At 65.7% G+C, this 25,156-nt stretch carries 21 protein-coding genes, 1 other RNA gene and 1 pseudogene; 12 read left to right on the forward strand and 11 right to left on the reverse strand.

What is annotated here, in order from left to right; genetic code table 11:
• The first annotated feature begins 168 nt into the window (after positions 1–168).
• Positions 169–1,101: a 2-hydroxyacid dehydrogenase gene (locus tag J8G26_RS03620; protein WP_210567962.1), complete on the forward strand. Its 933-nt coding sequence runs from the start codon at positions 169–171 to the stop codon at positions 1,099–1,101.
• A gap of 230 nt (positions 1,102–1,331) precedes the next feature.
• Here J8G26_RS03620 and J8G26_RS03625 read toward each other — a convergent pair whose 3' ends face one another.
• From J8G26_RS03625 to J8G26_RS03635, 3 genes are read right to left on the reverse strand one after another with little or no spacing between them, the layout of a single operon-like run.
• Positions 1,332–2,369: a DctP family TRAP transporter solute-binding subunit gene (locus tag J8G26_RS03625; protein ID WP_210567963.1), complete on the reverse strand. Its 1,038-nt coding sequence runs from the start codon at positions 2,367–2,369 to the stop codon at positions 1,332–1,334.
• 48 nt (positions 2,370–2,417) lie between these two features.
• Positions 2,418–3,716, reverse strand: coding sequence for a TRAP transporter large permease (locus J8G26_RS03630; protein WP_210567964.1), 1,299 nt, complete (start codon positions 3,714–3,716; stop codon positions 2,418–2,420).
• Entirely contained in the window at positions 3,713–4,273 is a 561-nt protein-coding gene (locus J8G26_RS03635) for a TRAP transporter small permease (RefSeq protein WP_210567965.1), read from the reverse strand. The genes J8G26_RS03630 and J8G26_RS03635 overlap by 4 nt, the downstream gene beginning before the upstream one ends.
• Before the next feature lie 184 nt (positions 4,274–4,457).
• Here J8G26_RS03635 and J8G26_RS03640 point away from each other — a divergent pair, with 184 nt between their 5' ends.
• The 9 genes from J8G26_RS03640 to J8G26_RS03680 all read left to right on the forward strand — a co-directional run bounded on the left by J8G26_RS03640 (position 4,458) and on the right by J8G26_RS03680 (position 13,631).
• Positions 4,458–5,405, forward strand: coding sequence for a LysR family transcriptional regulator (locus tag J8G26_RS03640; protein WP_210567966.1), 948 nt, complete (start codon positions 4,458–4,460; stop codon positions 5,403–5,405).
• Between the two features lie 372 nt (positions 5,406–5,777).
• Positions 5,778–6,677: an amino acid ABC transporter substrate-binding protein gene (locus J8G26_RS03645; protein WP_210567967.1), complete on the forward strand. Its 900-nt coding sequence runs from the start codon at positions 5,778–5,780 to the stop codon at positions 6,675–6,677.
• Positions 6,678–6,783: 106 nt separating this feature from the next.
• Positions 6,784–7,542, forward strand: coding sequence for an amino acid ABC transporter permease (locus tag J8G26_RS03650; protein WP_087747605.1), 759 nt, complete (start codon positions 6,784–6,786; stop codon positions 7,540–7,542).
• A gap of 1 nt (position 7,543) precedes the next feature.
• On the forward strand, positions 7,544–8,215 hold the full coding sequence (locus tag J8G26_RS03655; protein WP_087747604.1) for an amino acid ABC transporter permease: 672 nt from the start codon (positions 7,544–7,546) through the stop codon (positions 8,213–8,215).
• Between the two features lie 26 nt (positions 8,216–8,241).
• Entirely contained in the window at positions 8,242–8,979 is a 738-nt protein-coding gene (locus J8G26_RS03660; RefSeq protein WP_087747603.1) for an amino acid ABC transporter ATP-binding protein, read from the forward strand.
• A gap of 69 nt (positions 8,980–9,048) precedes the next feature.
• On the forward strand, positions 9,049–10,089 hold the full coding sequence (gene pyrC / locus J8G26_RS03665) for a dihydroorotase (RefSeq protein ID WP_210567968.1): 1,041 nt from the start codon (positions 9,049–9,051) through the stop codon (positions 10,087–10,089).
• Positions 10,074–10,871, forward strand: a complete 798-nt coding sequence (locus J8G26_RS03670; RefSeq protein WP_349238301.1) for a DUF3025 domain-containing protein — start codon at positions 10,074–10,076, stop codon at positions 10,869–10,871. The genes pyrC and J8G26_RS03670 overlap by 16 nt, the downstream gene beginning before the upstream one ends.
• Positions 10,872–10,959: 88 nt before the next feature.
• Positions 10,960–11,841: a protease HtpX gene (gene htpX, locus J8G26_RS03675; protein ID WP_087747600.1), complete on the forward strand. Its 882-nt coding sequence runs from the start codon at positions 10,960–10,962 to the stop codon at positions 11,839–11,841.
• Positions 11,842–12,050: 209 nt separating this feature from the next.
• Positions 12,051–13,631 (forward strand): methyl-accepting chemotaxis protein, encoded by a 1,581-nt coding sequence (locus tag J8G26_RS03680; RefSeq protein ID WP_087747599.1) that lies wholly within the window; start codon positions 12,051–12,053, stop codon positions 13,629–13,631.
• 67 nt (positions 13,632–13,698) lie between these two features.
• Here J8G26_RS03680 and J8G26_RS03685 read toward each other — a convergent pair whose 3' ends face one another.
• From J8G26_RS03685 to cysK, 3 genes are all read right to left on the reverse strand, one after another.
• Complete coding sequence (locus J8G26_RS03685) at positions 13,699–15,216, reverse strand: DASS family sodium-coupled anion symporter (RefSeq protein WP_087747598.1); 1,518 nt, start codon at positions 15,214–15,216, stop codon at positions 13,699–13,701.
• Between the two features lie 126 nt (positions 15,217–15,342).
• Positions 15,343–17,097, reverse strand: a complete 1,755-nt coding sequence (locus J8G26_RS03690) for an FAD-dependent protein (protein ID WP_210567969.1) — start codon at positions 17,095–17,097, stop codon at positions 15,343–15,345.
• Between the two features lie 83 nt (positions 17,098–17,180).
• Positions 17,181–18,098 carry a cysteine synthase A gene (cysK, locus tag J8G26_RS03695; RefSeq protein WP_087747596.1) on the reverse strand — a complete coding sequence of 306 codons (918 nt, stop codon included), beginning with the start codon at positions 18,096–18,098 and terminating at the stop codon, positions 17,181–17,183.
• A gap of 102 nt (positions 18,099–18,200) precedes the next feature.
• Between cysK and rnpB the strand changes: the two genes are divergently transcribed.
• An RNA gene (gene rnpB / locus J8G26_RS03700) (RNase P RNA component class A) lies at positions 18,201–18,648 on the forward strand.
• A 73-nt stretch (positions 18,649–18,721) separates the two neighbouring features.
• Here the strand turns inward: rnpB and J8G26_RS03705 are convergent.
• The 4 genes from J8G26_RS03705 to J8G26_RS03720 all read right to left on the reverse strand — a co-directional run bounded on the left by J8G26_RS03705 (position 18,722) and on the right by J8G26_RS03720 (position 23,499).
• Complete coding sequence (locus J8G26_RS03705; protein WP_210567970.1) at positions 18,722–19,519, reverse strand: rRNA pseudouridine synthase; 798 nt, start codon at positions 19,517–19,519, stop codon at positions 18,722–18,724.
• 170 nt (positions 19,520–19,689) lie between these two features.
• Complete coding sequence (locus J8G26_RS03710) at positions 19,690–21,387, reverse strand: MBL fold metallo-hydrolase (RefSeq protein WP_210567971.1); 1,698 nt, start codon at positions 21,385–21,387, stop codon at positions 19,690–19,692.
• Between the two features lie 25 nt (positions 21,388–21,412).
• The gene (dkgB, locus tag J8G26_RS03715) at positions 21,413–22,240 is read right to left on the reverse strand and encodes a 2,5-didehydrogluconate reductase DkgB (RefSeq protein ID WP_210567972.1); all 828 of its coding nucleotides are present in this window, start codon (positions 22,238–22,240) and stop codon (positions 21,413–21,415) included.
• A 56-nt stretch (positions 22,241–22,296) separates the two neighbouring features.
• A complete protein-coding gene (locus J8G26_RS03720; RefSeq protein ID WP_210567973.1) occupies positions 22,297–23,499 on the reverse strand; it encodes an MFS transporter in 1,203 nt (400 codons plus the stop codon).
• A 115-nt stretch (positions 23,500–23,614) separates the two neighbouring features.
• On the opposite strand from J8G26_RS03720, the gene J8G26_RS03725 reads away from it, so the two are divergent.
• Complete coding sequence (locus J8G26_RS03725; RefSeq protein WP_210567974.1) at positions 23,615–24,499, forward strand: LysR family transcriptional regulator; 885 nt, start codon at positions 23,615–23,617, stop codon at positions 24,497–24,499.
• 40 nt (positions 24,500–24,539) lie between these two features.
• Here the strand turns inward: J8G26_RS03725 and J8G26_RS03730 are convergent.
• A pseudogene (locus tag J8G26_RS03730) lies at positions 24,540–25,013 on the reverse strand (glutathione binding-like protein); the annotation flags it as partial.
• Positions 25,014–25,156 lie beyond the last annotated feature (143 nt).

A 25,156-nucleotide genomic window follows, 5' to 3' on the forward strand; every position in this document is an offset into this window, starting at 1 on the left:
GCCCCAGAGGGGGACGACGACGCCTTCGCTGCGGGACGGCACTTGCTGGGGGTCTCTCGCCTGGGCCGCGCCGGTTTCATGCGCTGCGCGCGGGCGGATCGGTGGAAGTCAAATGGCTTCCTCATTCCCCAGTTCGGTGTTTTCCATGATCCTTCATTTGCTTGACCCATGAAACCTGTCCTGCTTGCCATCACCTTTCTGTCGGAAGAGCACCGTGCCCAGCTCGCGGGGTCTTCTGAGCTGATTTACGCGCCCGATGCGGCGCAATGCACAGCGGCCATTGCCGCGCACGGTGCCACGGTACAGGCCGTGCTCACGATTGGCTCCATCGGATTGCGCGCCGATCAGATGCAGGCGCTGCCCCGGCTGTCGCTGGTGAGCGCGCTGGGTGCGGGGTTTGAGAACATCGATGTGGCCTACGCCAAGGCCCATGGCATTGCCGTGGCCAACGGTGCCGGCACCAACGACGACTGCGTGGCCGACCATGCCTGGGGCCTGCTGCTCGCCGTGGTGCGCGGCATTCCGCAGCTGGATGCCAAGACCCGCCAGGGCGTCTGGCGCACCGCGTTGCCACTGCCGCCGGGCGTGTCGCACAAGCGCATGGGCATCGTCGGCCTGGGCACCATTGGCAGCAAGATCGCGCATCGCGCGCTGGGGTTTGATGTCGAGGTGGGCTACCACAACCGCAGCGCCCGCCCTGATGTGCCACACCGCTACTTTGCCGATGTGCAGGCGCTGGCCGCATGGGCCGACTTTCTGGTGGTGGCCACGCCCGGCGGGCCACAAACACGCCGCCTGGTGGATGCCCCGGTGCTCGAGGCGCTGGGCCCGAGTGGCTACCTGGTGAACATCGCCCGCGGCAGCGTGGTCGACACCGCCGCCCTCGCGCAGGCGCTGCGCACAGGCCGCATTGCGGGCGCGGGGCTAGATGTGTATGAAAGCGAGCCCACACCGCCGGCCGGGCTGATCGACCTGGACAACCTGGTGATCACGCCCCATGTGGCGGGCTGGTCGCCCGAGGCGGTGCAGGCGTCGGTGGATCGTTTTGTGGAGAACGCCCGGCGCCATTTTGCGGGTAAGCCCATGGTTTCGCCCTTGTGAAGCCGGTTTGTTGGGGATCTTGGACGTTTGGGTATTTTTGGCCTGATTGGCGACATATCTCAGACCTCGTTCGCCCTGAGCTTGTCGAAGGGCTGTTTGCAAGGAGCGCCCTGGCTTCGACAGGCTTAGCCCGAACGGATGGGGTAAGCCACTGAGATAAGTCGCTAATCAGGATAAAAAAGCTGCCACCGCTTTGGTGGTAAGCGCTGGCAGCTCTTGTTTTTATAGCATTACTTCTTGCGCGCAGCGATCGACTTTTCTGCCAGGTTCACCAGGTCGGCACCGATCTGGCCCTTCCACTTGTCAACCACGGGGCGCGTTGCCTTGACGAAGGCTTCGCGCTCGGCGGGGGTGAGCTGGGTCACGGTCACGCCGTGGCTGGCGATTTCTTTCAGCAGCGGCTTGTCGGCCTCGATCACGCCCTTGCGCGCAATGGCGATCTGCTCCTTGCCGGCGTCGATGGCGGCCTGCTTGACGATCTCGCGGTCGGCGGGGGTCCAGCTGTTCCAGATGTCCTTGTTGACCACAAAGATCAGCGGATCATTCATGTAGCCCCACAGTGTCAGGTGCTTTTGTGCCACGGTGTAGAGCTTGGCGGCCATATAGACCGACAGCGGGTTCTCCTGCCCATCCACGGCGCTGCTGGCCATGGCGGGCTGGGCGTCGGCCCAGCTCATTTGCGTGGGGTTGGCGCCCAGGGCGGTGAACGTGTCCAGGAACAGCGGTGAGCCGACCACACGGATCTTCATGCCCTTCAGGTCATCCGGGGTCTTGATGGCCTTCTTGGAATTGGAGATTTCGCGGTAGCCGTTTTCGCCCCAGGCCAGCGGCACCACACCGGCTTTTTCCAGCGTCGTGAACAGGCTCTTGCCCACTTCGCCCTGCGTGAGTGCGTCGGCGGCAGCGTAGTCGGGCATCAAAAAGGGCAGCGAGAACAAATTGAGCTGCTTCACCTGGGGCGACCAGTTGATGGTCGAGCCAATCGCCATGTCGATCACGCCCTGGCGCAGCGCCGAAAACTCCCGCGTCTGGTCGCCCTGGATCAGCGAAACGCCGGGGTAGAGCTTGATGTTGATGCGGCCCTGGGTGCGCTCGCGCACCTTGTTGGCCCACAGCTCGCCGCCCTTGCCCCAGGGGAAGGCCGTGCCCAACACCAGCGACATGCGGTATTCGCTTTTGTACGCGGTTTGCGCAATGGCGGCGGGGGCGGTGAAAGCCAGGGCGGCCGCAGCGGCCACGGCCGTGGTGAGGAATGTACGCAGTTTCATTTTTTCAGTCTCCTTCAGGTCAGTATGGAAAACGGTTGTACAGCGAAATCAGTAGCCCAGGCGCGCGGGCAGCCACAGGGCCAGTGGTGGGAACGCAATTACCAGCACCATGACGAGGAACATGGCGAACAGCATCCAGCCGACCCAGCGCACGGTGGATTCCATGCGCACGCCGGCGATGCGGCACGACACCATCAGGTTCACGGCCAATGGCGGCGTGAACTGGCCCAGCGCCACCTTGAGGGTGAGGATCACGCCGAACCACACGGGGTCCCAGTGGTAGTGGTTCATGATGGGCAGCAGCAGGGGCACGAAGATCAAAAAGATCGAGATACCGTCCAAAAACATGCCCACGGTGATGAGCAGCACGATGAGCAGCGCCAGCACGCCGTATTCACCCAGGCCCGAGTTCACGATGGCGTTGGCCACGGGGTCGATCACGCCCAGGGTGGAGAGCGAATAGGCAAAGATGCCCGCGAGGGACACCACGATGAGGATCACTGCCGACAACTCGCCCGATTCGCGCAGGATGGGGAATAGGTCGCGCACCGAGATGGTGCGGTGGATGACCATGCCCACAAACAGGCCGTAGAACACCGCCACCACGGCGGCTTCGGTGGGCGTGAACCAGCCCGCACGCATGCCGCCCAGAATCAGTACCGGCGCGGCCAGGCCCCACAGGGCTTCGCGCAGGCTCTTCCAGAACGGCGGGCGGGGCATGGTGGCTTCGAGGGCGCCCATCTTGTGCCTGCGCGCCATCCACACGGCGGGCACGATCAGGGCGATGCCGGCCAGCACGCCGGGGATCATGCCCGCTGCAAACAGCGCCGGCACCGAGGCGCCGGGCACCAGCACCGAGTAGATGATGAACGCGACCGACGGCGGGATCAGGATGTCAGTGGCGGCCGCTGCCCCCACCACACTGGCCGAGAACGAGGGTGGATAACCCGCGCGCGACATGGCCGCGATCATCACGCCGCCCACGGCGGCCGCATTGGCCGGGCCCGAGCCCGAGATGCCGCCCAGGAACATGGCCACGGCAATGGCCACCAGCGGCAGCATGCCGGGGCCGCGCCCCACGATGGCTACGGCAAAGTTGACCAGGCGCAGCGCCACGCCCGAGCGGTCGAAGATGGAGCCCACCAGCACGAACATCGGAATGGCCAGCAGCGGGTATTTGCCCAGCCCGGCGTAGAAGTTCTGCGGCACGGCCAGCAGGCCGAACCATTGGCTGTCGGCGTTGGCCAACGCAATGGCGGCGGCGCCGGCCAGTCCCAGGGCGGCGCCAATCGGCACGCCCACAAACATCATGGCCAGGAAGGCCACGAACAGCAGCGTGGCGATCATGCTGGGAAGTCTCCGTGGTGGTCTGCTGACGGCGTCTGGCGGCCCCGGCGGATGAACAGGCCGATGGCGCGCGCGGCGATCAGCGCCGAGATCACGGGCAGCCAGATCGAATACCACCACTGGGGCAGGCCGATGCCCGGCGAGGTCTCGCCAAAGCGGTAGTCGTCCCACACCACGCGCACGCTCAGCACGGCGATCAGGCCGAACAGCAGGGCCACCATGAGCGCGCCAAACCGCGCCAGCAGCTTGCGCCGGGCCATCGATCCGCCTTCGGCAAAGTATTCGATGCGGATGTGCTGGTCGCGCGCCACGGCGGCCGAACCTGCCACCAGCGCCAGCACGATCATCAGGAAGACCGAGATTTCTTCGGTCCATGCAAACGAGGAATTGGTGAAGTAGCGCACCAGCACGTTGGCGAAGGTGATGAGGGCCAGCGCTGCCATCACGATCACCGTGAGCCAGTCTTCGATGCGCAGCGAGCGGGGGGCGTTGTCTTCAGGCGCCAGGGACGGCGGGGCGACGGAATCCGTCGACCCGGTAGGGAAGGAGGGAGGCATGGGGGCAGGGTCTCAGGGAAACAAACATGGCGAATGCTGTCGCTCTGCCCGGCAGTGTTGTGCACCAGGGGCCTTGGACGGGGACGGCGCTGTGCGCGCCGCCGCACATTATGGGGTGTGTTGCGGTGCGCGCCCGCTTTTGCGTGGCCCGACGGCGACGCCAGCACGCGCGGATAATGCGGCGATGGAAACCAAGTGGCTTGAGGATTTTGTCAGCCTGGCGGAGACGCGCAGCTTCAGCCGCTCTGCCCAGCTGAGGCATGTGACGCAACCGGCCTTTTCGCGCCGCATTCAGGCACTGGAGGCGTGGGCCGGAACCGATCTGGTCGATCGCAGTTCTTACCCCACGCGCCTGACACCGGCGGGCAAGACGCTGTACGACCAGGCGTTGGAGATGCTGCAGGCCCTGCAGAACACGCGCGCCATGCTGCGCGCGCACACCAGCGCCAGCCGCGACATGATCGAGTTTGCGGTGCCGCACACGCTGGCGTTCACGTTTTTCCCGGCCTGGGTTTCAAACCTGCACGAGAAATTCGGCCCCTTCAAAAGCCGCCTCATTGCGCTCAATGTGCACGATGCGGTGATGCGTCTGGTGGAAGGGGGCTGCGACCTGATGATCGCCTACCACCACGCTTCGCAGCCGTTTCAGCTGGATACCGACCGCTACGAGATGGTGACCCTGGGGCAGGAGGTGCTGTCGCCCTATAGCAAGCCCGATGCCGACGGGCAGCCGCTGTTTCGTCTGCCCGGCCGCTCAGGCCAGCCGCTGCCCTATCTGGGCTACGCGCCCGGGGCCTATCTGGGGCGCATGACCGAACTGATTCTCAAAGAGTCGGGCACCGCGATTCACCTGGAGCGGGTGTATGAAACCGACATGGCCGAAGGCCTCAAGGCGATGGCGTTGGAAGGCCATGGTGTGGCGTTCCTCCCTTACAGCGCCGTCAAGAAGGATGTGCGCGCGCGCAAACTCGTGAGCGCGGAACCGGCGGACCAGTCAGGCCTGCAGATCGTGATGGATGTGCGCGCCTACCGCGAAAAACCCAGCGCACGAGAGGCCCCGAAGGGCACGGCGCAAGCCTTGTGGACCTATCTGCAGGGCGTGGGCTCCAGCCAGGGGGCCCTGCGGATATAAACCCTGTGTCTGCTTGCTCGCGCATTCGGCATAGGCAATTCTCGGGACTGACATTGACAATCGGCGTGCACGCGGTGGTGCACAGGCCACGGCCTTGCTGCGGCACGAAGGTTGCTATATAAATTTTCAAGTACTCGCAGGAGCGTGGCATGGCCGGTGGTCGTCCCATGGATCCGGCCAACCCTGTTGCGTACCGAACCCGTCAGTCAGTCAGTCGTTTGCGGCGCGGCACCTGAAAGCACCCTGCCGGCCAGGTGCCGTGGTGACCGGAGCGGCAGGTAAACCCGCTGTTCTGGAGGGCGCTACTCGCTCACAATGCGGGCTGGCGCAAGTCTCTAGAATCCCTTTTTTGCATGACACCAGGAGATTGAAATGAAGAAGCATATTTTCGCGATGGCCGTGGTCGCACTGGCTGCCGGCGGCGCTTTCGCGCAGGCGAACGACACCTTGGCCAAGATCAAGTCGTCGGGCAGCATCACGCTGGGCGTGCGCGAATCGTCGGGCCTGTCGTACACGCTGGGCAACGGCAAATATGTGGGCTTTCATACCGAGATGGCCGAGCGCATCATCTCCGACCTGCGCAAGCAGTTGGGCCTGTCCGCGCTGGAAACCAAGTACCAGCCCGTCACGTCGCAAAACCGTATTCCGCTGGTGACCAATGGCACGGTGGACCTGGAGTGCGGCTCCACCACCAACAACGCCACGCGCCAGAAGGATGTGGCCTTTGCGGTGACCACTTATGTGGAAGAAGTGCGCATCGCCGTCAAGGCGAATTCGGGCATTGCAGCGATCAAGGACCTCAACGGCAAGAGCGTGGCCACCACCACGGGCACAACGTCGGTGCAGACCCTGCGCAAGAACGAGCGCGCCGGCGGCATCGACTTCAAGGAGGTCTATGGCAAGGACCACGCCGACAGCTTCTTGCTGCTCGAAACCGGCCGTGCCGATGCGTTCGTGATGGATGGCTCCATTCTGGCCGCCAACATCTCCAAGGCCAAGAACCCGGCCGACTTCAAGATCGTGGGCGAAGTGCTGTCGGTCGAGCCGATTGCCTGCATGCTGCGCAAGGACGACCCGGCCTTCAAGAAGGCAGTGGACGACAGCATCAAGCGCCAGATTGCCGACGGCTCGCTGACCAAGCTGTACGACAAGTGGTTCATGCAACCCGTGCCGCCGACCAACATCAAGGTTGGCTTGCCGCTGTCGGATGCCACCAAGGCCGCCTGGGCCAACCCCAACGACAAGCCCATGGAAGACTACGCCAAGAAGTAATCTCCCAGGATTGAACCGCCCCTTCGGACCGCGGGTTTGAAGGGGCTTTTTTGTTGGACGCCGCCCGCGGTGCCCAATAAATTCCGTTTGAAGAAGGAACCAACCTATGAGCTGGGATTGGCAGGTGTTCTGCGAAGACACCCTGGAGCGGCAGGCGGTGCAGGGCTGCTTTGGCAAGGGCGGCGACATCACTTACCTGGACTGGATGCTGTCGGCCTGGGGCTGGACCGTATCGGTTTCGTTGTGTGCGCTGGTGCTGGCACTGGTGCTGGGATCGTTCATCGGCACGCTGCGCACGCTGCAAGGGCGGCCCGTGGTGGTGCGGCTGGGCAATGCCTGGGTGGAACTGTTTCGCAACATTCCGCTGCTGGTGCAGATTTTTTTGTGGTACCACGTCGTGCCCACCATGTTCCCCGCCATGCAGGCCGTGCCGGGCTTCGTGCTGGTGGTGCTGGCGCTGGGTTTCTTTACCTCGGCGCGGATTGCCGAACAGGTGCGCTCGGGCATCCAGGCGCTGCCGCGCGGCCAGCGGTACGCCGGCATGGCCATGGGGTTCACCACCTTCCAGACCTACCGCTATGTGCTGCTGCCCATGGCGTTTCGCATCATCATTCCGCCGCTGACCAGCGAGACGATGAACATCTTCAAGAACTCGTCCGTGGCGTTTGCCGTGTCGGTGGCTGAACTCACCATGTTTGCCATGCAGGCGCAGGAAGAGACCTCGCGCGGCATCGAGGTCTATCTGGCCGTCACGGCCTGCTACATCGTCTCGGCATTTGCCATCAACCGCATCATGGCGTTCATCGAGAAGCGGGCGCGCATCCCCGGGATGGTGTTGGCCGGTGGCGCGGGTGGGGGGCACTGACATGAACCTCAGCCTTGATTTTTCCTTCTACAACTGGGACCTGATCTCCAACTTCGTGCTCAAGGGGCTGTATTTCAGCCTCATGCTCACGCTGGTGGCCACCATTGGCGGCGTGATCTTCGGCACCGTGCTGGCGCTCATGCGCCTGTCGGGCAAGAAGTGGCTTGCGGCGCCCGCCACCGTCTATGTCAACGGCATGCGCAGCATTCCGCTGGTCATGGTGATTTTGTGGTTCTTCCTTTTGGTGCCGGCCATCATCGGCCGGCCCATCGGTGCCGAGGTGTCCGCGGTGATCACCTTCATTGCCTTTGAAGCCGCCTATTTCAGCGAAATCATGCGTGCTGGCATCCAGTCGGTGCCACGGGGGCAGGTGTTTGCCGGCCAGGCCTTGGGAATGACCTACAGCCAGAACATGAAGCTGGTGGTGCTGCCGCAGGCGTTTCGCAACATGCTGCCGGTGCTGCTGACGCAGACCATCATCCTGTTCCAGGACACCTCGCTGGTCTATGCCATCGGCGCCTACGACATGCTCAAGGGCTTTGAAGTGGCCGGCAAGAACTTTGGCCGCCCCATCGAGGCCTATCTGGCGGCGGCCGTGCTGTATTTCGTGATGTGCTACGCCCTCTCGTGGATGGTCAAGCGCCTGCACCAGAAGATCGCAATTATTCGCTGATGCGCAAGAGATTGAGGAACAAGTTAATGATCGAACTCAAAAACGTATCCAAGTGGTATGGCCCCGTGCAGGTGCTGACCGATTGCTCCACCACCATCCAGAAAGGCGAGGTGGTGGTGGTGTGCGGTCCCTCGGGTTCCGGCAAGTCCACGCTGATCAAGACCATCAACGCGTTGGAGCCCTTTCAGAAGGGCGAGATCTATGTGGATGGCGTGGCCGTGCACGACCCCAAGACCGACCTGCCCAAGCTGCGCAGCCGCGTGGGCATGGTGTTCCAGCACTTCGAGCTGTTTCCCCACCTGTCGGTGACCGACAACCTCACCATCGCGCAGATCAAGGTGCTGGGCCGCAGTGCCGATGACGCCAAGAAGCGCGGCCTCAAGATGCTGGAGCGCGTGGGCCTGATGGCGCACAAGGACAAGTTCCCGGGTCAGCTCTCGGGCGGGCAGCAGCAGCGCGTGGCCATTGCGCGCGCCCTGAGCATGGACCCCATCGTGATGCTGTTCGACGAGCCCACCTCGGCGCTTGACCCCGAAATGGTCGGCGAAGTGCTGGACGTGATGGTGGGCCTGGCCAACGAAGGCATGACCATGATGTGCGTGACCCACGAAATGGGCTTTGCCCGCAAGGTCAGCAACCGCGTGATCTTCATGGATGTGGGCGGCAAGATCCTGGAAGACTGCTCCAAGGACTCCTTCTTCGGCCACCCCGAGGCCCGCCAGCCACGCACCAAGGACTTTCTCAACAAGATCCTGCAGCACTGAGCACGCAGCACTGAGCACGCAGCGCTGGCGAATGCCCGATGGCGGGGCAGTGATGGGACAATGGCGGCCATGACTGCCGCCCCAGACACCCTCACCATCACCCGCCCCGACGACTGGCACCTGCATGTGCGCGACGGCGAGCCCCTGCACACCGTCGTGCCGCACACCGCCGCCCAGTTCGGCCGCGCGATCATCATGCCCAACCTGCGCCCGCCCGTGACCACGGCGCAGCAGGCGCTGGATTACAAGGCGCGCATCCTGGCCGCTGTGCCCGCAGGCATGGGCTTCGAGCCGCTGATGACGCTGTACCTCACCGACAAGCTGCCGCCCGAAGAAATCGTGCGTGCGAAGGCGGCCGGCGTGGTGGCCTGCAAGCTCTACCCCGCAGGCGCCACCACCAACAGCGACGCGGGCGTGACCGACCTGCGCAAGATCTACCCCACGCTCGAAGCCATGCAGAAGGCCGGCATGCTGCTCCTGGTGCATGGTGAAGTGACCAGCAGCGACATCGACCTGTTCGACCGTGAGGCCGCGTTCATCGAGCAGCAGCTCATCCCGCTGCGCCGCGACTTCCCCGAGCTGAAAATCGTTTTCGAGCACATCACCACCCAGGATGCCGCCGACTACGTGCGCGAAGCCGACCGCTTCACCGCCGCCACCATCACGGCGCACCACCTGCTGTACAACCGCAACGCCATCTTTACCGGCGGCATCCGCCCGCACTACTACTGCCTGCCCGTGCTCAAGCGCGAAACCCACCGCGTGGCCCTGGTGCAGGCCGCCACCAGCGGGTCGCCCAAGTTCTTTCTGGGCACCGACAGCGCGCCGCACCCCGCGCACCTCAAGGAACACGCCAGCGGCTGCGCCGGTTGCTACACCGCGCACGCCGCCATCGAGATGTATGCCGAGGCGTTCGACAACGCGGGTGCGCTGGACCAGCTCGAAGGCTTTGCCAGCTTCCACGGCCCCGACTTCTACAGCCTGCCGCGCAACACCGGCACCATCACCCTGCGCCGCGAAAGCTGGACGCCGCCAGACAGCTTCGCCTTCGGCGAGGCCGAGCTCAAGCCCTTGCGCGCGGGCGAAGCGCTGCCGTGGCGGCTGGTCTAGCGCCCAGCCCGTTCGGCGCCATTGACTGGGCCACACCCTGGCTGGATCCGTGGCGTGGGGCGGGCGAGCCGCTGGCGCGGAAGGTGCTGCAAGGCGGCTGCGCGGTGCACGCCGTGCTGCAGGTCGCAACTTCCGAAGGGGGCCCCGTGGGCTTCGCGCCGCCGCAGGACCTGCCCGATGGCATCGCCTACGAGCAGTTCATCTTCGACACCGGCCGCGTGCCCACGCGTGACAACCTGCATGACTTTTTCAACGGCTTGGTCTGGCAGCAGTTTCCGCAAACCAAGCAGCGGCTGAATCAGTTGCAGGCGCAGGCCATTGCCGCCGATGGCGTGCAGGCGGTGCGAGGGCCGCTGCGTGATGCGCTCACCGTGTTCGACGAAAACGGCGCCCTGCTCAGCGCTCCGCCTGCGCTCTGGGCGGCGCTGCGGGCGCGGGACTGGCGGCGGCTGTTTGTCGACCTGCGGCCGCTGTGGCGCGAGGCCCGGCTGGTGTTGTTCGGCCATGCGCTGCTGGAAAAGCTGGTTTTTCCACGAAAACCCATCACAGCGCATGTGTATCAAGCGCAAGCAGCTATTGATTCGGTAGCATCGCTCGATGCCTGGCTGGCGCAGTCGCTGCAACCCGAGCGCCTGGTGACCAAGCCGTTTGTGCCATTGCCCGTGCTGGGGATACCCGGCTGGTGGCCCGGAAACGAGAACTTTTCCTTCTATGATGACTCCCTCGTCTTTCGCAGCGCGCCCCGCAAAAGCAATCACACCATGGGATCTGCCGTGCTGTGACACCGGCTTGAAGGAGCGCGCGGCCACCCCCATGTGTGCCGCTCAAGGCTTCTAGGGCCAGACAACCCCGCCTCTCTGTGGAGAACCCATGAAACGTATTATTTTGTTCCTCTTGACCAACGTGGCCGTGGTGGCCGTGCTGGGTGTTGTTGCCAGCCTGCTGGGCGTCAACCGCTACCTCACGGCCAACGGGCTGAATCTGGGCGCGCTGCTGGGCTTTGCCTTTGTCATGGGGTTTGGCGGCGCCATCATCTCGCTGCTGATCAGCAAGCCCATGGCCAAGTGGAGCGCGGGCGTGCAGATCATCGAGCAGCCGCGCAATGCCGATGAAGCCTGGATCGTTGAAACCGTGCGCAAGCTGGCCGAGAAGGCCGGCATTGGCATGCCCGAGGTCGGCATCTTCGAGGGCGATCCCAACGCCTTCGCCACGGGTGCGTTCAAGAACTCGGCGCTGGTGGCCGTCTCGACGGGCCTGCTGCAAGGCATGACGCGCGAGGAGGTGGAGGCCGTGATCGGCCACGAGGTGGCGCACATCGCCAATGGCGACATGGTCACCATGACGCTGATCCAGGGCGTGATGAACACCTTCGTGGTGTTCCTGTCGCGCGTGATCGGCTACGCGGTGGACAGCTTCCTCAACAAGAACAACGAGAACCGCTCGGGCCCAGGCATCGGCTATATGGTCACCACCGTGGTGCTCGATATCGTGCTGGGCTTTGTGGCTGCCATCATCGTGGCCTGGTTTTCGCGCCAGCGCGAGTTCCGCGCCGACGCCGGTGCCGCCCAGCTCATGGGCCGCCGCCAGCCCATGATCAACGCCTTGGCCCGCCTGGGTGGCATGCACCCCGCCGAGCTGCCCAAGAGCATGGCGGCCATGGGCATTGCCGGTGGCATCGGCAAGCTGTTCAGCACCCATCCGCCGATTGAAGAGCGCATTGCCGCGCTGCAGAACGCACAGCAGCAAGGCTGATCGGGTTCCCTTTTCGGCCCTTCCCAAGGGAAGGCCGCTGCAGCGCTTTGCGCTGCAGCGGCCTTTTTATTGCCAGTTGGGCAGGCAGATCTTGCGGAGATTTAAGAGGGTGTAACTTTTTGTCGATAAGCTGGGGACTGCCTGCAATCCAATGCCGCGTAGCGTCGCGCCCAGGTTTTTGTTGACTTTTATTCTCTTAAGAACGCTTTATGTCCATCTCTCACGCACGTGTTGCGGTCCGCCTGGCCCTGGCCTTTGGTGTTGTCTGTCTGGTCATGTCGCTGTCAGCGGCCATAGGCATTTGGCGGCTGGCTGACTTGCAGGACATTGCCGATGACCTGGGCGGTGCCTCGTCCGAGCGCGCGTTGTTGGCGCGCGAGTTGCACGCTATCGTGGTGCTTAGCTCAGTGCGCGCCGAAACCCTGCTGGAAATCGACAACCCCACCTATGCCGCACGCATCGATGCAGACCGCAAAGTCACGTCGGCCCGATCCTCTGAAGTGCGCAAGCGGCTGGATGCACTGGCGGCAGACCCGCAATCCCAGGCACTGTTCGATGCCATTGACAAGTCGGGCAACGGCTTCCGTGCAGTGCGTGACGACCTCGTCAAGCGCCGCAAGGCGGGCGAAGCCCTGCCGCCAGACGCCATTGCCAACCAGCTACGGCCTGCAGCCGACGCCTATGCTGCATCGGTGAACAAGCTGGCCGAGTACCAGCGCCAGCGCGTGGCCGAGGCCCGCGAGGCTGCAGCCCGCAGCGAAAGCCAGGGCATCACGCTGCTGGCGGCGGGCTCGCTGGTGGGGCTGCTGCTGAGTCTGGCCTGCGCCTGGTTGCTGTCTCGCTCCATCCTGCAGCCTCTGGCCCATGCGTCCGAGGTGACCGACCGCATTGCCGAAGGCGACCTCACATCCCCCGTGCAGCAGCCGAAGGCGGGCAGCCGTGACGAATTGCAGGCCCTGCTGGCACGCCTGGGTGGTATGCAGGCACGGCTGGCCGAACTGGTGGTGGGCATGCGCCAGGCCAGCACTTCGGTGGCCGGCGCCAGCAGCGAGATCGCTGCGGGCAATAGCGACCTGTCGGCGCGCACCGAGCAGACGGCGTCCAACCTGGAAGAGATCGCCGCCAGCATGGAAGAACTGCTGGCCACTGTGCGTCACAGTGCCGACGCCGCCGCGCAGGCCAGCCACCTGGCCACGGGCGCGAGCGATGTGGCCCGCCGGGGCCGCGAGGCGGTGGACCGCGTGGTGGGCACTATGGACGGCATCGCGCTGTCGTCGCGCCGCATTGCCGACATCACGAGCGTGATCGACGGCATTGCGTTCCAGACCAACATTCTCGCGCTCAATGCGGCGGTGGAAGCTGCCCGTGCGGGTGAACAGGGCCGTGGTTTTGCTGTTGTGGCCAGCGAGGTGCGCAGCCTGGCCCAGCGCTCGGCCACCGCGGCCAAGGAGATTGGTGGCCTGATCGGCGACAGTGTGCGCCAGGTCGATGAAGGCGCGAAGCTGGTGCATGCCGCGGGCGACACCATGGGCGAGATTGTCGATTCCGTCCAGCAGGTGGCCACCATCATTGGCGAGATCAGTACGGCGGCCCGTGAGCAGACCACCGGCCTGAGCCAGGTGGGCGAGGCGGTCTCGCAGCTCGACCAGATGACTCAGCAGAATGCGGCGCTCGTGGAGGAGTCTTCGGCCGCTGCCCAGGGCCTGCGCGCGCAGGCGCAGCAACTGGCGGAGATGGTGGATGCGTTCCGGTTGCCTGCTGCAGCGGGCGGCGTGAGAGCGCTGCATTAAAGCCCGGGATTGTTGATGGACGCGGGGCTTTGCCCGCAGCCCCGGCGCCCTGCATTGAGGCGCAGGGTTAGCGCACCATGAGGCCCATCCAGGGCCAGTAGGTCAGCGCAAAAATCACCAGCAGCACCGAGCCCACCACCGTGATCATGAAGCCGGTGCGCACAAAATCACGGGCCTCGAAGGTGTCGGTGCCGTAGGCAATCATGTTCTGTGGCGCGTTCACCGGCAGGATGAAGCCGAAGCTCACCACGAACTGCAAAATCATGGTCATGCCCACGATGTTGATGCCCGGCGTCTGCACGGTGGACAGCACGCTGATGATGATGGGAATCATGGTGGACGCCAGCGCCGTGGCACTGGCAAAGCCCAGGTGGATGACGATCAGAAAGCCCGACAGCAGCATCAGGATGGCGAATGCCGAGGCCATCTGCAGGCCCAGGTTGGTCACGATGAGTTGCGCCAGCCAGCCAGCGGCCTTGGTCTGCAGCAGGGCCGAACCCACGCTGATGCCCACGGCAAACAGCACCACGGTGCCCCAGGGGAAGCCCTTTTGCGACTGCTTCCAGTCCATCACGCCGATGCGCGGAAACAGCATCAGCGCCACGGCTGCGATGGTGGTGGAGGTGGTGTCAAAGCTGTGCAGCACCTTTTCGGTGGACCAGAACCCCAGCAGCGCCAGCACGATGGCCAGCAGCTTCCACTGGTTCACCGTCATGGGGCCCAGCTCCTGCAATTGCTTGCGGATGGTTTCCTGGCCCCCGGCAATCTCGTGCATTTCGGGCTTCATCATGCGGGTCATGATGAAGAACAGCGCCACCGTCAGCAGCGCGGCAAAAGGCGCTGCGGCCACGAACCATTCGCCCCAGGTGATCTGCGCGCCCAGCTGTTTTTCGATGAAGCCGATGGCCACCATGTTCTGTGCGGCGGCGGTCTTGATGCCCACGTTCCAGATGCTGGCGGTCTGCGCCGTGGTGATCACCAGCAGGCCGGCGAAGCGGCTTTTTCGGTCCACATTGAAGGCCAGCACAAAGCCCATCATGATGGGCATCAGGCAGGCCACGCGGGCGGTGGTGCTGGGCACGATGAACGACAGCAAAAAGCCCACGATCATGGCGCCAATGACGATGTGGTGCGTCTTGGCCCCCACCTTGGAAAGCACCGTGAGCGCGATGCGCCGGTCCAGCCCGGTGGCCGTCATGGCCGAGGCAATGAAGCACGCCGCCGCCACCAATGCCACGGCACTGTTGGCAAAACCCGAGAGCGCCAGGCTGAGCGAAGCCCCGGTGCCCATGGCGGTGGTCATGCCCGGCTTGGCGGCGCTGGGCGCGTAGGCCAGCAAAAAGAGCATCAAGGCGCCAATGACCACGGCGCTGACCGAATAGTCGAGCGCCTCGGTCATCCACACGATCACGGCAAACGCCAGAATGGCCAGCATGTAGTGCCCGGCCAGCGGCAAGTCGGCAGGGGTGGGCAGCAGCAACACGGCCACCATGGCCGCCAGAGCCGCCCACAGCCCAAAACGTTTGATCAGCCCCGCTGGCGCGGGGGGCGATGCGGGAAGGGGTGTTGCGAGCGGTGCGGTCATGGGTGGGTCCTGTTGCGTGGCAACCTTGCCACCTGCAGTGTGCCGCCCCGGTGCGTCTGCGGTTTGATGGATGTCAAGAAACGCGGCGGCCCCGCGGTGGCCGCGCCGCTTGCGAAACCGCCGTTGTCAGGCCGCCGCGCCCAGCAGGCTGCGTGCCACGGCCTCGCCCACCTTGATGCCGTCCACGCCCGCCGAAAGAATGCCCCCGGCGTAGCCGGCACCTTCGCCCGCTGGGTACAGGCCGGCGGTGTTGGGGCTTTGCAGGTGGTCGCCGCGGTCGATGCGCAGCGGCGCCGACGTGCGCGTCTCCACGCCGGTGAGCACGGCGTCGGGCATGTCAAAGCCCTTGATCTTGCGGCCGAACACCGGCAGGGCCTCGCGCATGGCTGCGATGGCGTAGCTGGGCAGTGCGCCCTGCAGATCGCCCAGCGTCACGCCGGGTTGGTAGGACGGCTGCACGCTGCCCAACTCTTTCGACGGCCGGCCGGCGATGAAGTCGCCCACCAGCTGGCCGGGCGCGCTGTAATTGCTGCCGCCGAGCACATAGGCGCCCGATTCCAGCTGGCGTTGCAGCACGATGCCCGCCAGCGGGTGGTGCTGGCCGGCGGCCAGGGCCTCGACGCCGTGCGTGGCGCCCAGCGTGGCTTCGTAGGCCGCAGGGTCGCGCGGATAGTCGCGCGGATCAATGCCCACCACCATGCCGGCATTGGCATTGCGCTCGTTGCGCGAATACTGGCTCATGCCGTTGGTGACCACGCGGCCCGGCTCGCTGGTGGCGGCCACCACGGTGCCGCCGGGGCACATGCAAAAGCTGTACACGGCCCGGCCATTGGCGGCGTGGTGCACCAGCTTGTAGTCGGCCGCGCCCAGCAGCGGGTGGCCGGCGTGGCGGCCCCAGCGGGCGCGGTCGATCACGCCCTGCGGGTGCTCGATGCGAAAGCCGATGGAAAACGGCTTGGCCTCCATCTGCACACCCCGCTCGTACAGCATGGCAAAAGTGTCGCGCGCGCTGTGGCCCAGCGCCATCACCACATGGGAGGCAGCGAGCGCGGTGGTTTCGCCCGTCGCCTGGTTCAGCACCGTCAGGCCGCGCAGGTGGCGGCCTTTTGCACCTTCTTCCACGATCACGTCCGTCACGCGCTGCTCGAAGCGGATCTCGCCGCCCAGCGCGATGATCTGCGCGCGCAGGCTCTCCACCACCTTCACCAGTTTGAAGGTGCCGATGTGCGGATGCGCCACGTACAGGATTTCTTCGGGCGCACCGGCCTTGACGAACTCGGCCATCACCTTGCGGCCCAGGTGGCGCGGGTCCTTGATCTGGCTGTAAAGCTTGCCGTCGCTGAACGTGCCCGCGCCGCCTTCGCCAAACTGCACATTGCTTTCGGGGTGGAGCTCGCGCTTGCGCCACAGGCCCCAGGTGTCCTGGGTGCGTTCGCGCACGTTCTTGCCGCGCTCCAGCACGATGGGCTTGAAACCCATCTGCGCCAGCACCAGTGCCGCGAAGATGCCGCAGGGCCCAAAGCCCACCACCACCGGGCGCAGGGGCAGATGGGCCGGGGCCTGGCCCACGGGCTGCCAGGCCATGTCGGGCGTGGGCTGGATGTGCGGGTTGCCTGCGAATTGGTCGAGCAGGGCGGCTTCCTGCGCGGCGTCGGCAAGCGCGACATCGACGATGTACACCGCCAGCAGATCGGCCTTGCGTGCGTCAAAGCTGCGCTTGAAAACCTGCAGCGTGGCAATGCCGGCGGCATCGGCCAGGCCCAGCGCCTGCGCGGCGAGTGCGCGCAGGGCGGCTTCGGGCTGGGTGTCGGGGTTGGGGTTGGGGTTGGGGTCGGACGGCAGCGCAGACAGCGGCAGCCGGATTTCAGAAAGGCGGATCATGGTCTTGCGGCCCGTGGTTATCGGGCGAAGGGCAATGCAGGGGAGGGGGATTTTACCGGCCGCATCCAACGGCCTTTTCTCGGTTAAGCCGGCAAAAAGCCTTCCACCGACAGATAGCGCTCGCCCGTGTCGTAGTTGAAGCCCAGCACGCGGCTGCCCGCGGGCAGTTCGGGCAGTTTTTGCGCAATGGCGGCCAGCGTGGCGCCGCTGGAGATGCCCACCAGCATGCCTTCCTCGCGGGCGCTGCGGCGGGCGTATTCGCGGGCCGGTTCGGCATCGACCTGGATCACGCCGTCGAGCAGGCTGGTGTCCAGGTTCTTGGGGATGAAGCCCGCGCCAATGCCCTGGATGGGGTGGGGCGCGGGCTGGCCGCCGCTGATGACGGGCGATTGCGTGGGCTCCACGGCAAACACCTTCAGCTGCGGGAACTTGGCTTTCAGCACCCGCGCCACGCCCGTGATGTGCCCGCCGGTGCCCACGCCGGTGACCAGCACGTCCAGCCCGTCGGGGAAGTCGGCCAGGATTTCTTGCGCCGTGGTGCGCACATGCACGTCGATGTTGGCCGGGTTCTCGAACTGCTGCGGAATCCACGCCCCGGGCGTCTGGGCCTTGAGCTCCTCGGCACGGGCGATGGCGCCCTTCATGCCTTTTTCGCGCGGCGTCAGGTCAAAGCTGGCGCCATAGGCCAGCATCAGGCGGCGGCGCTCGATGCTCATGCTGTCGGGCATCACCAAAACCAGCTTGTAGCCCTTGACGGCCGCCACCATGGCCAGGCCCACGCCGGTGTTGCCGCTGGTGGGCTCGATGATGGTGCCGCCGGGTTTCAGGGCGCCGGATTTTTCGGCGTCTTCCACCATGGCCAGCGCGATGCGGTCCTTGATCGAGCCGCCGGGGTTGCTGCGCTCGGACTTGATCCACACGCTGGCGCCCGGGCCAAACAGGCGGTTGATGCGCACATGCGGGGTGTTGCCGATGGTTTGCAGGACGTTGTCGGTTTTCATGGGGAGTCTCCTGAAAAAAGAGGGGGTGTCCGCGCATTCTGGACCAGTTGATCGCTCATTCGGAGCATATGGATATGCCGATCGGGGGATAATCGCCCCCGTGAAGCGCGCCAGACCGCCGCTGGTGCAATCTGGGAAACCAGGCACTGGAGGAACGTCCGGACTGCACAGGACAGCGTAGCAGCTAACGGCTGCCCACCGTGAGGTGAGGATCAGAGCAACAGAGACGAGTTTGGGAGTGGAGCAACCCTTGGGTGTTCTGTGGGTCGCCGGCGCAAGCCGGTGCCGAATGGCGGAAGCCAGTCGGTTCTCGGCGTAAGCCGAGAAAGCCCACAGCCACCTTGGGCGCTCCGCGCCCAAGGTGAAACGGGCAATCTCTACGCGCAGCAATACCAAGTAGGCCAGCGTTGATGTGGTTCCGCAGAGCTGGCGGGTAGGTAGCATCGAGCCGTGGTGGCGACACCCGGCCCAGAGTAATGGCGGTCACGCCGCTGGCCTTCGCAAGAGGGCCAGTGGTGCACAGAATCCGGCTTATCGGCGCGCTTCACACTTTTCATGAAAACAGGCGCTGGCGCTTATCCAGAAAGCGCTGATAGCTATCGTATGGATAGCGTCATGCCCTGCTAAAACCGCTCCCACGGCTGCAGATAGCGCCACTGCCCCTCGGGCACCTTGGCCAGCGGCACGCGGCCGATGCGGATGCGCTTCATGGCCACCACCGACAGGCCCACGGCCTCGCACATGGCGGGCACCTGCCCGGGGCGGATGCCCTTCAGGGCAAAGCGCAGCTTGGTTTCGCTCTGCCAGCTCACCTTGATGGGCGGCAGCGGGCGGCCGTTGAACGACAGGCCGTGGCACAGGCGCTGCAGGCCGTTGGGCGCGATGTCGCCCTTCACCTCGACGATGCACTCCTGCTCCAGCGATTCGATGTCTTCGGCCAGCTTGCGAGCGATGCGCTTGTCTTGCGTGTAGACCACCAGGCCGCTGGCCTCGGTGGGCAGCGGCGTGAAGCATTCGAGCTGCTTGAAATGGCGCTGCAGCACGCGGATGCCCGAGGCGTCTTCGGCCAGGTGCGATGCGGGGTTCAGCAGCGTGACCGCCTGCGGCGCGCCCTGGCTGCGGCTGGCATGGGCGGCCTGCCCGGCGCCGCCTTGGGCAGGCTGGCCCAGCCCGGCCTCCACCCCCACGGGCTTGTGCAGCAGCAGCGTGACGGGCGTGAGTTCGAGCAGGCTGGCATCGGGCGCCACCGCCACCGCCTGGTCGGGGCGCACACGGGCACCGGGGGCTTCCACCACCTGGCCGTCCACGCTGACAAAGCCGCCTTCGATGAACTGCTCGGCCGTGCTGCGCGAGCAGTTCAGTTGTTCGGCCACGCGCTTGGCCAGGCGGATGTGGGTGGGGTCGGGGTTTTTGTCGGTCATATAGGAAATAAGGTGAGCATTCGCCGGATGCGGTTCGATGGTGCAGTGGCCTGATTGTCGGCGGAGCTTTTTGAAACCGGGGCTGCCTTCACGTCAGTGCCACCGTGGAGCCGGCTTTGCCGGGCCACCGGTGGCGTCCCCTGGGGGAAGGCGCGCAGCGCCTCAGGGGGTCAGTTGTTCCCGGGCTGCAGCGCGCGAATACGCTCCACATGCGCCAGCAGCGAGCGCTGGGCCACGGGCCACAGGCGCGGCGGCACGTCGTCATAGGCGTGCTGCACCCACTCTTGAATGCTGCCATCGGGCAGCGCCTGCAGGGCGGCCAGCACCTTGGCCTCGCGCGCCAGGCGGTGGGCTTTGAGCTGGGCGATGGCGCTGCGCGCCCCATGCACCGGGCCTCCCAGCACATAGCCATGCGCGGGCAGGATGAACTCCACGCCGTGTTCGGCGCAGGCGGCATCGAGCTGGTCGAGCGAATCGAGGTAGTCGGCCATGTTGCCGTCAGGCGGGTCGATCACGGTGGTGCTGCCGTTCAGGATGTGGTCGCCGCTGAACAGCAGGCCGTCTTCCTGCAGCAGCAGGCACAGGTGGTTGGCCGCGTGGCCGGGGGTGTGGATGATCTGCAGGGTATGGGTGATTTTGCCATCTAGCCCTTGCCCAATAAGCACAAGTAGCTCATTATTTTGTAGCGAACGGTCGGGCGTGAACTGGCTGGCGGCGCGGGCCGTGGGGGCCGATGGCAGGCCCAGGATGGGCGGCCTGGGTTTGCCCGCCTGCACGCACAGCGCCTGCAACGGCGCGGCGCCGGGCGAGTGGTCGGGGTGCGAGTGGGTGCACACGATCATGCTGATGTCGCCCCCGGCGGCGCGCCAGAGTTTGTCCAGGTGCTCGGCATCGGCCGGGCCGGGGTCGATGGCGATGAAGCCGGTAGCCGGGTCGCCCACCAGGTAGCTGTTGGTGCCGGGGCCGGTCATCACGCCGGGGTTGGGTGCGGTCAGGCGCTGCACGTTTTTGAGCAGCGGCACGGGGCGTTCGGTCTGCCAGTCGAGCGGGTGCACGATCTGCCCGTCGGGGCAGACCAGCGCCAGCTCGCCAAACGGCGCTTCGTCTTCCATGTAGCGCGCTTCCTTGCCCGCCAGCAGGCCTGCGCGCGGGCAGCTGACCCACAGCGGCTGTTCGTGCGCCACGGCGTCCAGCACCGCCTGGGTGCTGGCGAACTTTGCCAGGCGTTGCAGCGTGCGGATGGTGGGGTAGATCATGAAGAACTGCCCCGCCTCATGCCGCGCCAGCGCGTCGGCTGGGCGCACCCACACGGGCTCGAACTGTTCGGTCTCGTCGGCCACGGGCTCCTGGCCCTCGGGCATGCGGGCCACGAGGAAGGGCACCTCGAAGCGGCGCGCCAGGTCGCGGTCGGCCGTCCAGTGGGCCAGCAGGTACACGCTGTCGGCCGCCAGGCGCAGGCCGCGTGCGCTGCACTGCGCGGCAAACGGCTGGTGGCGGTCGATGGCGGCGATGTCTTGCGCATCGGCCATCTGTCCTGTGCGGGGGGCGTGGGCATGGCGCGCCAGCAGCACGCCCAGCTCTTCAAAACTCTCGCGGATGGCGGCAATCGCCTGGGTGAGGTGCAAGTCGTCCTGCGCGGGGCGGCGGTCGGCGGCGGCGTGCGATTCGGGCGACGCGTCGAGCGCATCAATGCCGCCGCCGGGGAACACATAGGCGCCGGGCGCAAAGCTGGCCGTGGCCGAGCGCCGGGTCATGAGCACTTCCAGCCCCCTGTGGCCCGGCGCATCGCGCAGCAGCAGCACGGTGGCGGCGGGGCGGGTGGCTACGGGTTCGCGGTGGGTGTGCAGTTGTTGGGTGGTGCGGGGCATCGGGCCATTATCGGCCGATCACCCCTCAGTCCCAGGCGGGTGCGAGGCCGTCGGGGCTGACCAGCCGTTCGCTGCGGTCCAGCGCGGCGATGCGCGCCATGTCGTCCTCCGTCAGCCGCAGCAGCGGCGCCTTGAGGTTGCTGGCCAGGTTGTGGCGCTTTGTCGACGACGGAATCACGGCGTAGCCCAACTGCAGAGCCCAGGCCAGCACCACTTGCGCAGGCGTGGCGCCGCGGGCCTGGGCGATGGCTTGCACAACCGGGTCAGCCAGTACCTTGCCGTACGCCAGCGTCATGTACGACGTGGTGTGAATGCCCTGGCTGCGCGCGAACTCCGCCACGGCGCGGTTTTGCAAGTAGGGGTGCAGTTCGATCTGGTTGGTGGCGATGGCGTCGGCCCCCACGGCGGCGATGGCCTCGCGCAGCAGGGCGATGGTGAAGTTCGACACGCCGATCAGCCGGGTCAGGCCCTGGGCCCGGGCCTCGGCCAGCGCGCCCATGAACTCGGCCACGGGCACCGCGCCGCCGGGTGAGGGCCAGTGGATGAGGGTGAGGTCAACATGGTCTGTGCGCAGTTTCGTCAGGCTGTCTTTGAGGCTGGGGATGAGCTTGTCACCTGCCAGGTGCTCGGTCCAGACCTTGGTGGTGATGAACAGATCACCGCGCGGCACGCCGCTGTCAGCAATGGCCTGGCCGACGGCGGCTTCGTTGCCATAGATCTGCGCCGTATCGATGGCGCGGTAGCCCAGGTCGAGTGCGTTGCGCACGGAGTCGATGGCGACCTGGTCCTTGAGGCGAAAGGTGCCGACGCCGAAGGCGGGGAGGAGGGGAGAAGAAGGGGTGAAAGAAGTCATGGCGGTTCCAGCAACCAAAAGAAAGAAAGAAAGAAGGTGTGGGGGGGGAAGAGGGCTCAGTGCCCCACGGGCACCGGGCCGGCAGAGCGCACGGGGATGCCGCTGCGCCGGTCGAGCACCCCGCTCCACTGCGTGAGGGCCAGCGACACCAGCACCACCAGCGCGCCGATCCAGGGCGTGTGTTGCAGGCCCAGGTGCGTCACGATCAGGCCACCCGCCCAGGCGGCGCCTGCAATGCCCAGGTTGAAGGCGGCGATGTTCAGGCCCGAGGCCACGTCCACCGCCTGCGGCGTGAAGCGCTCGGCCTGCTTGACCACATACACCTGCAGCCCCGGCACATTGCCAAACGCCACGGCGCCCCACAGCAGCACGGTGCCCACGGCCAGCCAGGGGTAGGGCGCGGTGAACTGCAACAACAACAACACAGCAGCCAGCAGCGCAAAGATGATGCGCAGCGCCGGGATGGGCCCCAGCCGGTCCGCCAGCCGGCCGCCCCAGAGGTTGCCCACGGCCACCGACACACCATAGACCAGCATCACCCAGCCCACGGCGCCCGCGCTGAAGCCTGAGATGTCGGTGAGGATGGGCGCGAGAAAAGTGAACGGGATGAACGTGCCGCCGTAGCCGATGGCCGTCTTGGCATACACCAGCAGCAGGCGCGGCTCGGCCAGCACTTTGGCCTGCTGCAGCAGCGAGGCGGGCGGTGTGTGGGCGATGTTGCGGGGCACGAAGACCGCGCTGCCGATGAAGGCGACCACGCCCAGGGCCGACACGGCCAGGAAGGTCTCGCGCCAGCCAAAGTGCTGGCCGATGAAGGTGCCCAGCGGCACGCCGGTGACCAGCGCCACGGTGAGCCCGGTGAACATGATCGCAATGGCGCTGGCGGCCTTCTCGCGCGGCACCAGGCCGGTGGCGATGGTCGAGCCGATGGAGAAGAACACGCCATGTGCGAGGCCGGTCAGGATGCGCGCTGCCACCAGCGTCTCGTAGCTGGGCGCCTGCCAGGCCAGCAGGTTGCCCACCGTGAACAGCGCCATCAGCGACAGCAGCAGCGCCTTGCGCGGCAGCTTGCCGGTGAGGGCCGTGAGCACCGGCGCGCCGATGGCGACACCCAGCGCATACAGGCTGACCAGCAGGCCCGCCGAGGGGATGGTGATGGACAGATCCGCCGCCACGGTGGGCAGCAGGCCAACGATCACGAACTCGGTCGTGCCGATGGCAAAAGCGCTGAGCGTCAGCGCGAGCAAGGCAATGGGCATGGAAACACTCCTGTGAACATGGGACGGAGTGTGGGCGTTTCAGTCTTGCAGAAAAAGACGGTTGTAATCCATTGATAATTGACTTGAAATCAACAATGAGAACACCGGGGCATTGATGAAAACCACGCTGGAAGAGTTGCAGGCCTTTGTGGCGGTGGTGGATGGCGGCTCCATCACGGCGGCGGCTGACGCGCTGGGTCAGACGGTCTCGGGCGTCAGCCGGGCGCTGGCGCGGCTGGAGACAAAGCTCGACACCACACTGCTGCGCCGCACCACGCGCCGCACAGAGTTGACGGAAGAGGGGCATGCCTTCCTGCAGCGCACGCGCGCCATCCTCGCGTCCATTGACGACGCCGAAGAGCACATGGCCGCGCGCCGCCAGCAGCCCGCAGGCCGCCTGCGCGTGAACGCGGCCACGCCCTTCATGCTGCATGCGGTGGTGCCGCTGGTGCCCGCGTTTCGCAAGGCCTACCCGCAGATCACGCTGGAGCTGGACACCGACGAACTCAACATCGACCTGCTGGAGCGCCGCACCGACGTGGCCATCCGCATCGGCCACCTGCGCGACTCCACCCTGCATGCACGGCCGCTGTGCACCAGCCGTATCCGCGTGCTGGCCAGCCCCGCGTACCTGGAGGCCCAGGGCAAGCCCCGGTCCGTGCAGGACCTGGCGCGGCACACGCTGCTGGGCTTTACCCAGCCCGAGTCGCTCAACCGCTGGCCGCTGCGCGGCACCCATGGGGATGAATGGCCGGTGGCGCCGCAGATCACGGCATCGAGCGGCGAAACCCTGCGCCAGCTGGCGCTGCAGGGCGTGGGCATGGTGTGCCTGTCAGACTTCATGACCACCGCCGACCGCGCGCGGGGTGACCTGGTGCAGGTGCTGGCCAAAGACACGGTGGACGTGCGCCAGCCCATCAGCGCGGTGTATTACCGCAACACGCAGCTGGCCGCGCGCATTGCGTGTTTTCTGGACTTTTTGCAGGAGCGCATGGGTTGATCGTTAGCGCTCCACTGCACACCCGGTGGTCGTTCGGCGCTCAGCCCCGTGCCGGAATGCCCAGCCCTCTGACCACCGCAGGGCGTGCCACAAACGCATCCAGCACACGCTGCACTTCGGTGAACTGGTCAAACTTCACCAGATCGCTCGCGCCATAAAAGCCGACCAGGTTGCGCACCCAGGGCCAGATGGCAATGTCGGCCATGGTGTACTGCTCGCCCATCACCCACTGGCGGCCTGCCAGGCGCTGGTTGCGCACGCCCAGCAGGCGTTTGGAATCGGCCACGTAGCGGTCGCGCGGGCGTTTGTCTTCATAGTCCTTGCCCGCAAACTTGTGGAAGAACCCCAACCGGCCAAACATGGGGCCCACGCCGCCTATCTGCCACATCACCTACTGGATGGTTTCGTAGTGCGCGGCGGCGCCCTGGGGCATCAGCTGGCCGGTCTTGTCGGCCAGGTACAGCAGGATGGCACCCGATTCGAACAGCGCCAGCGGCTGGCCGCCCGGGCCATTTGTGGGTGATGGCAAAGGCGGAATGGTCGGGCATGGAGGTGTCCTGGCGGGTGGCAGCCACGGCGGCGCCACAAGAGCGCAAGACTAATCCGGCAGTGAAACCGGCGCTGCCCGAGGTGATTGGCAGCCCACCGACGATAATC

The organism is Acidovorax sp. JG5, assembly GCF_017939685.1.
Taxonomy (GTDB): domain Bacteria; phylum Pseudomonadota; class Gammaproteobacteria; order Burkholderiales; family Burkholderiaceae_C; genus Acidovorax.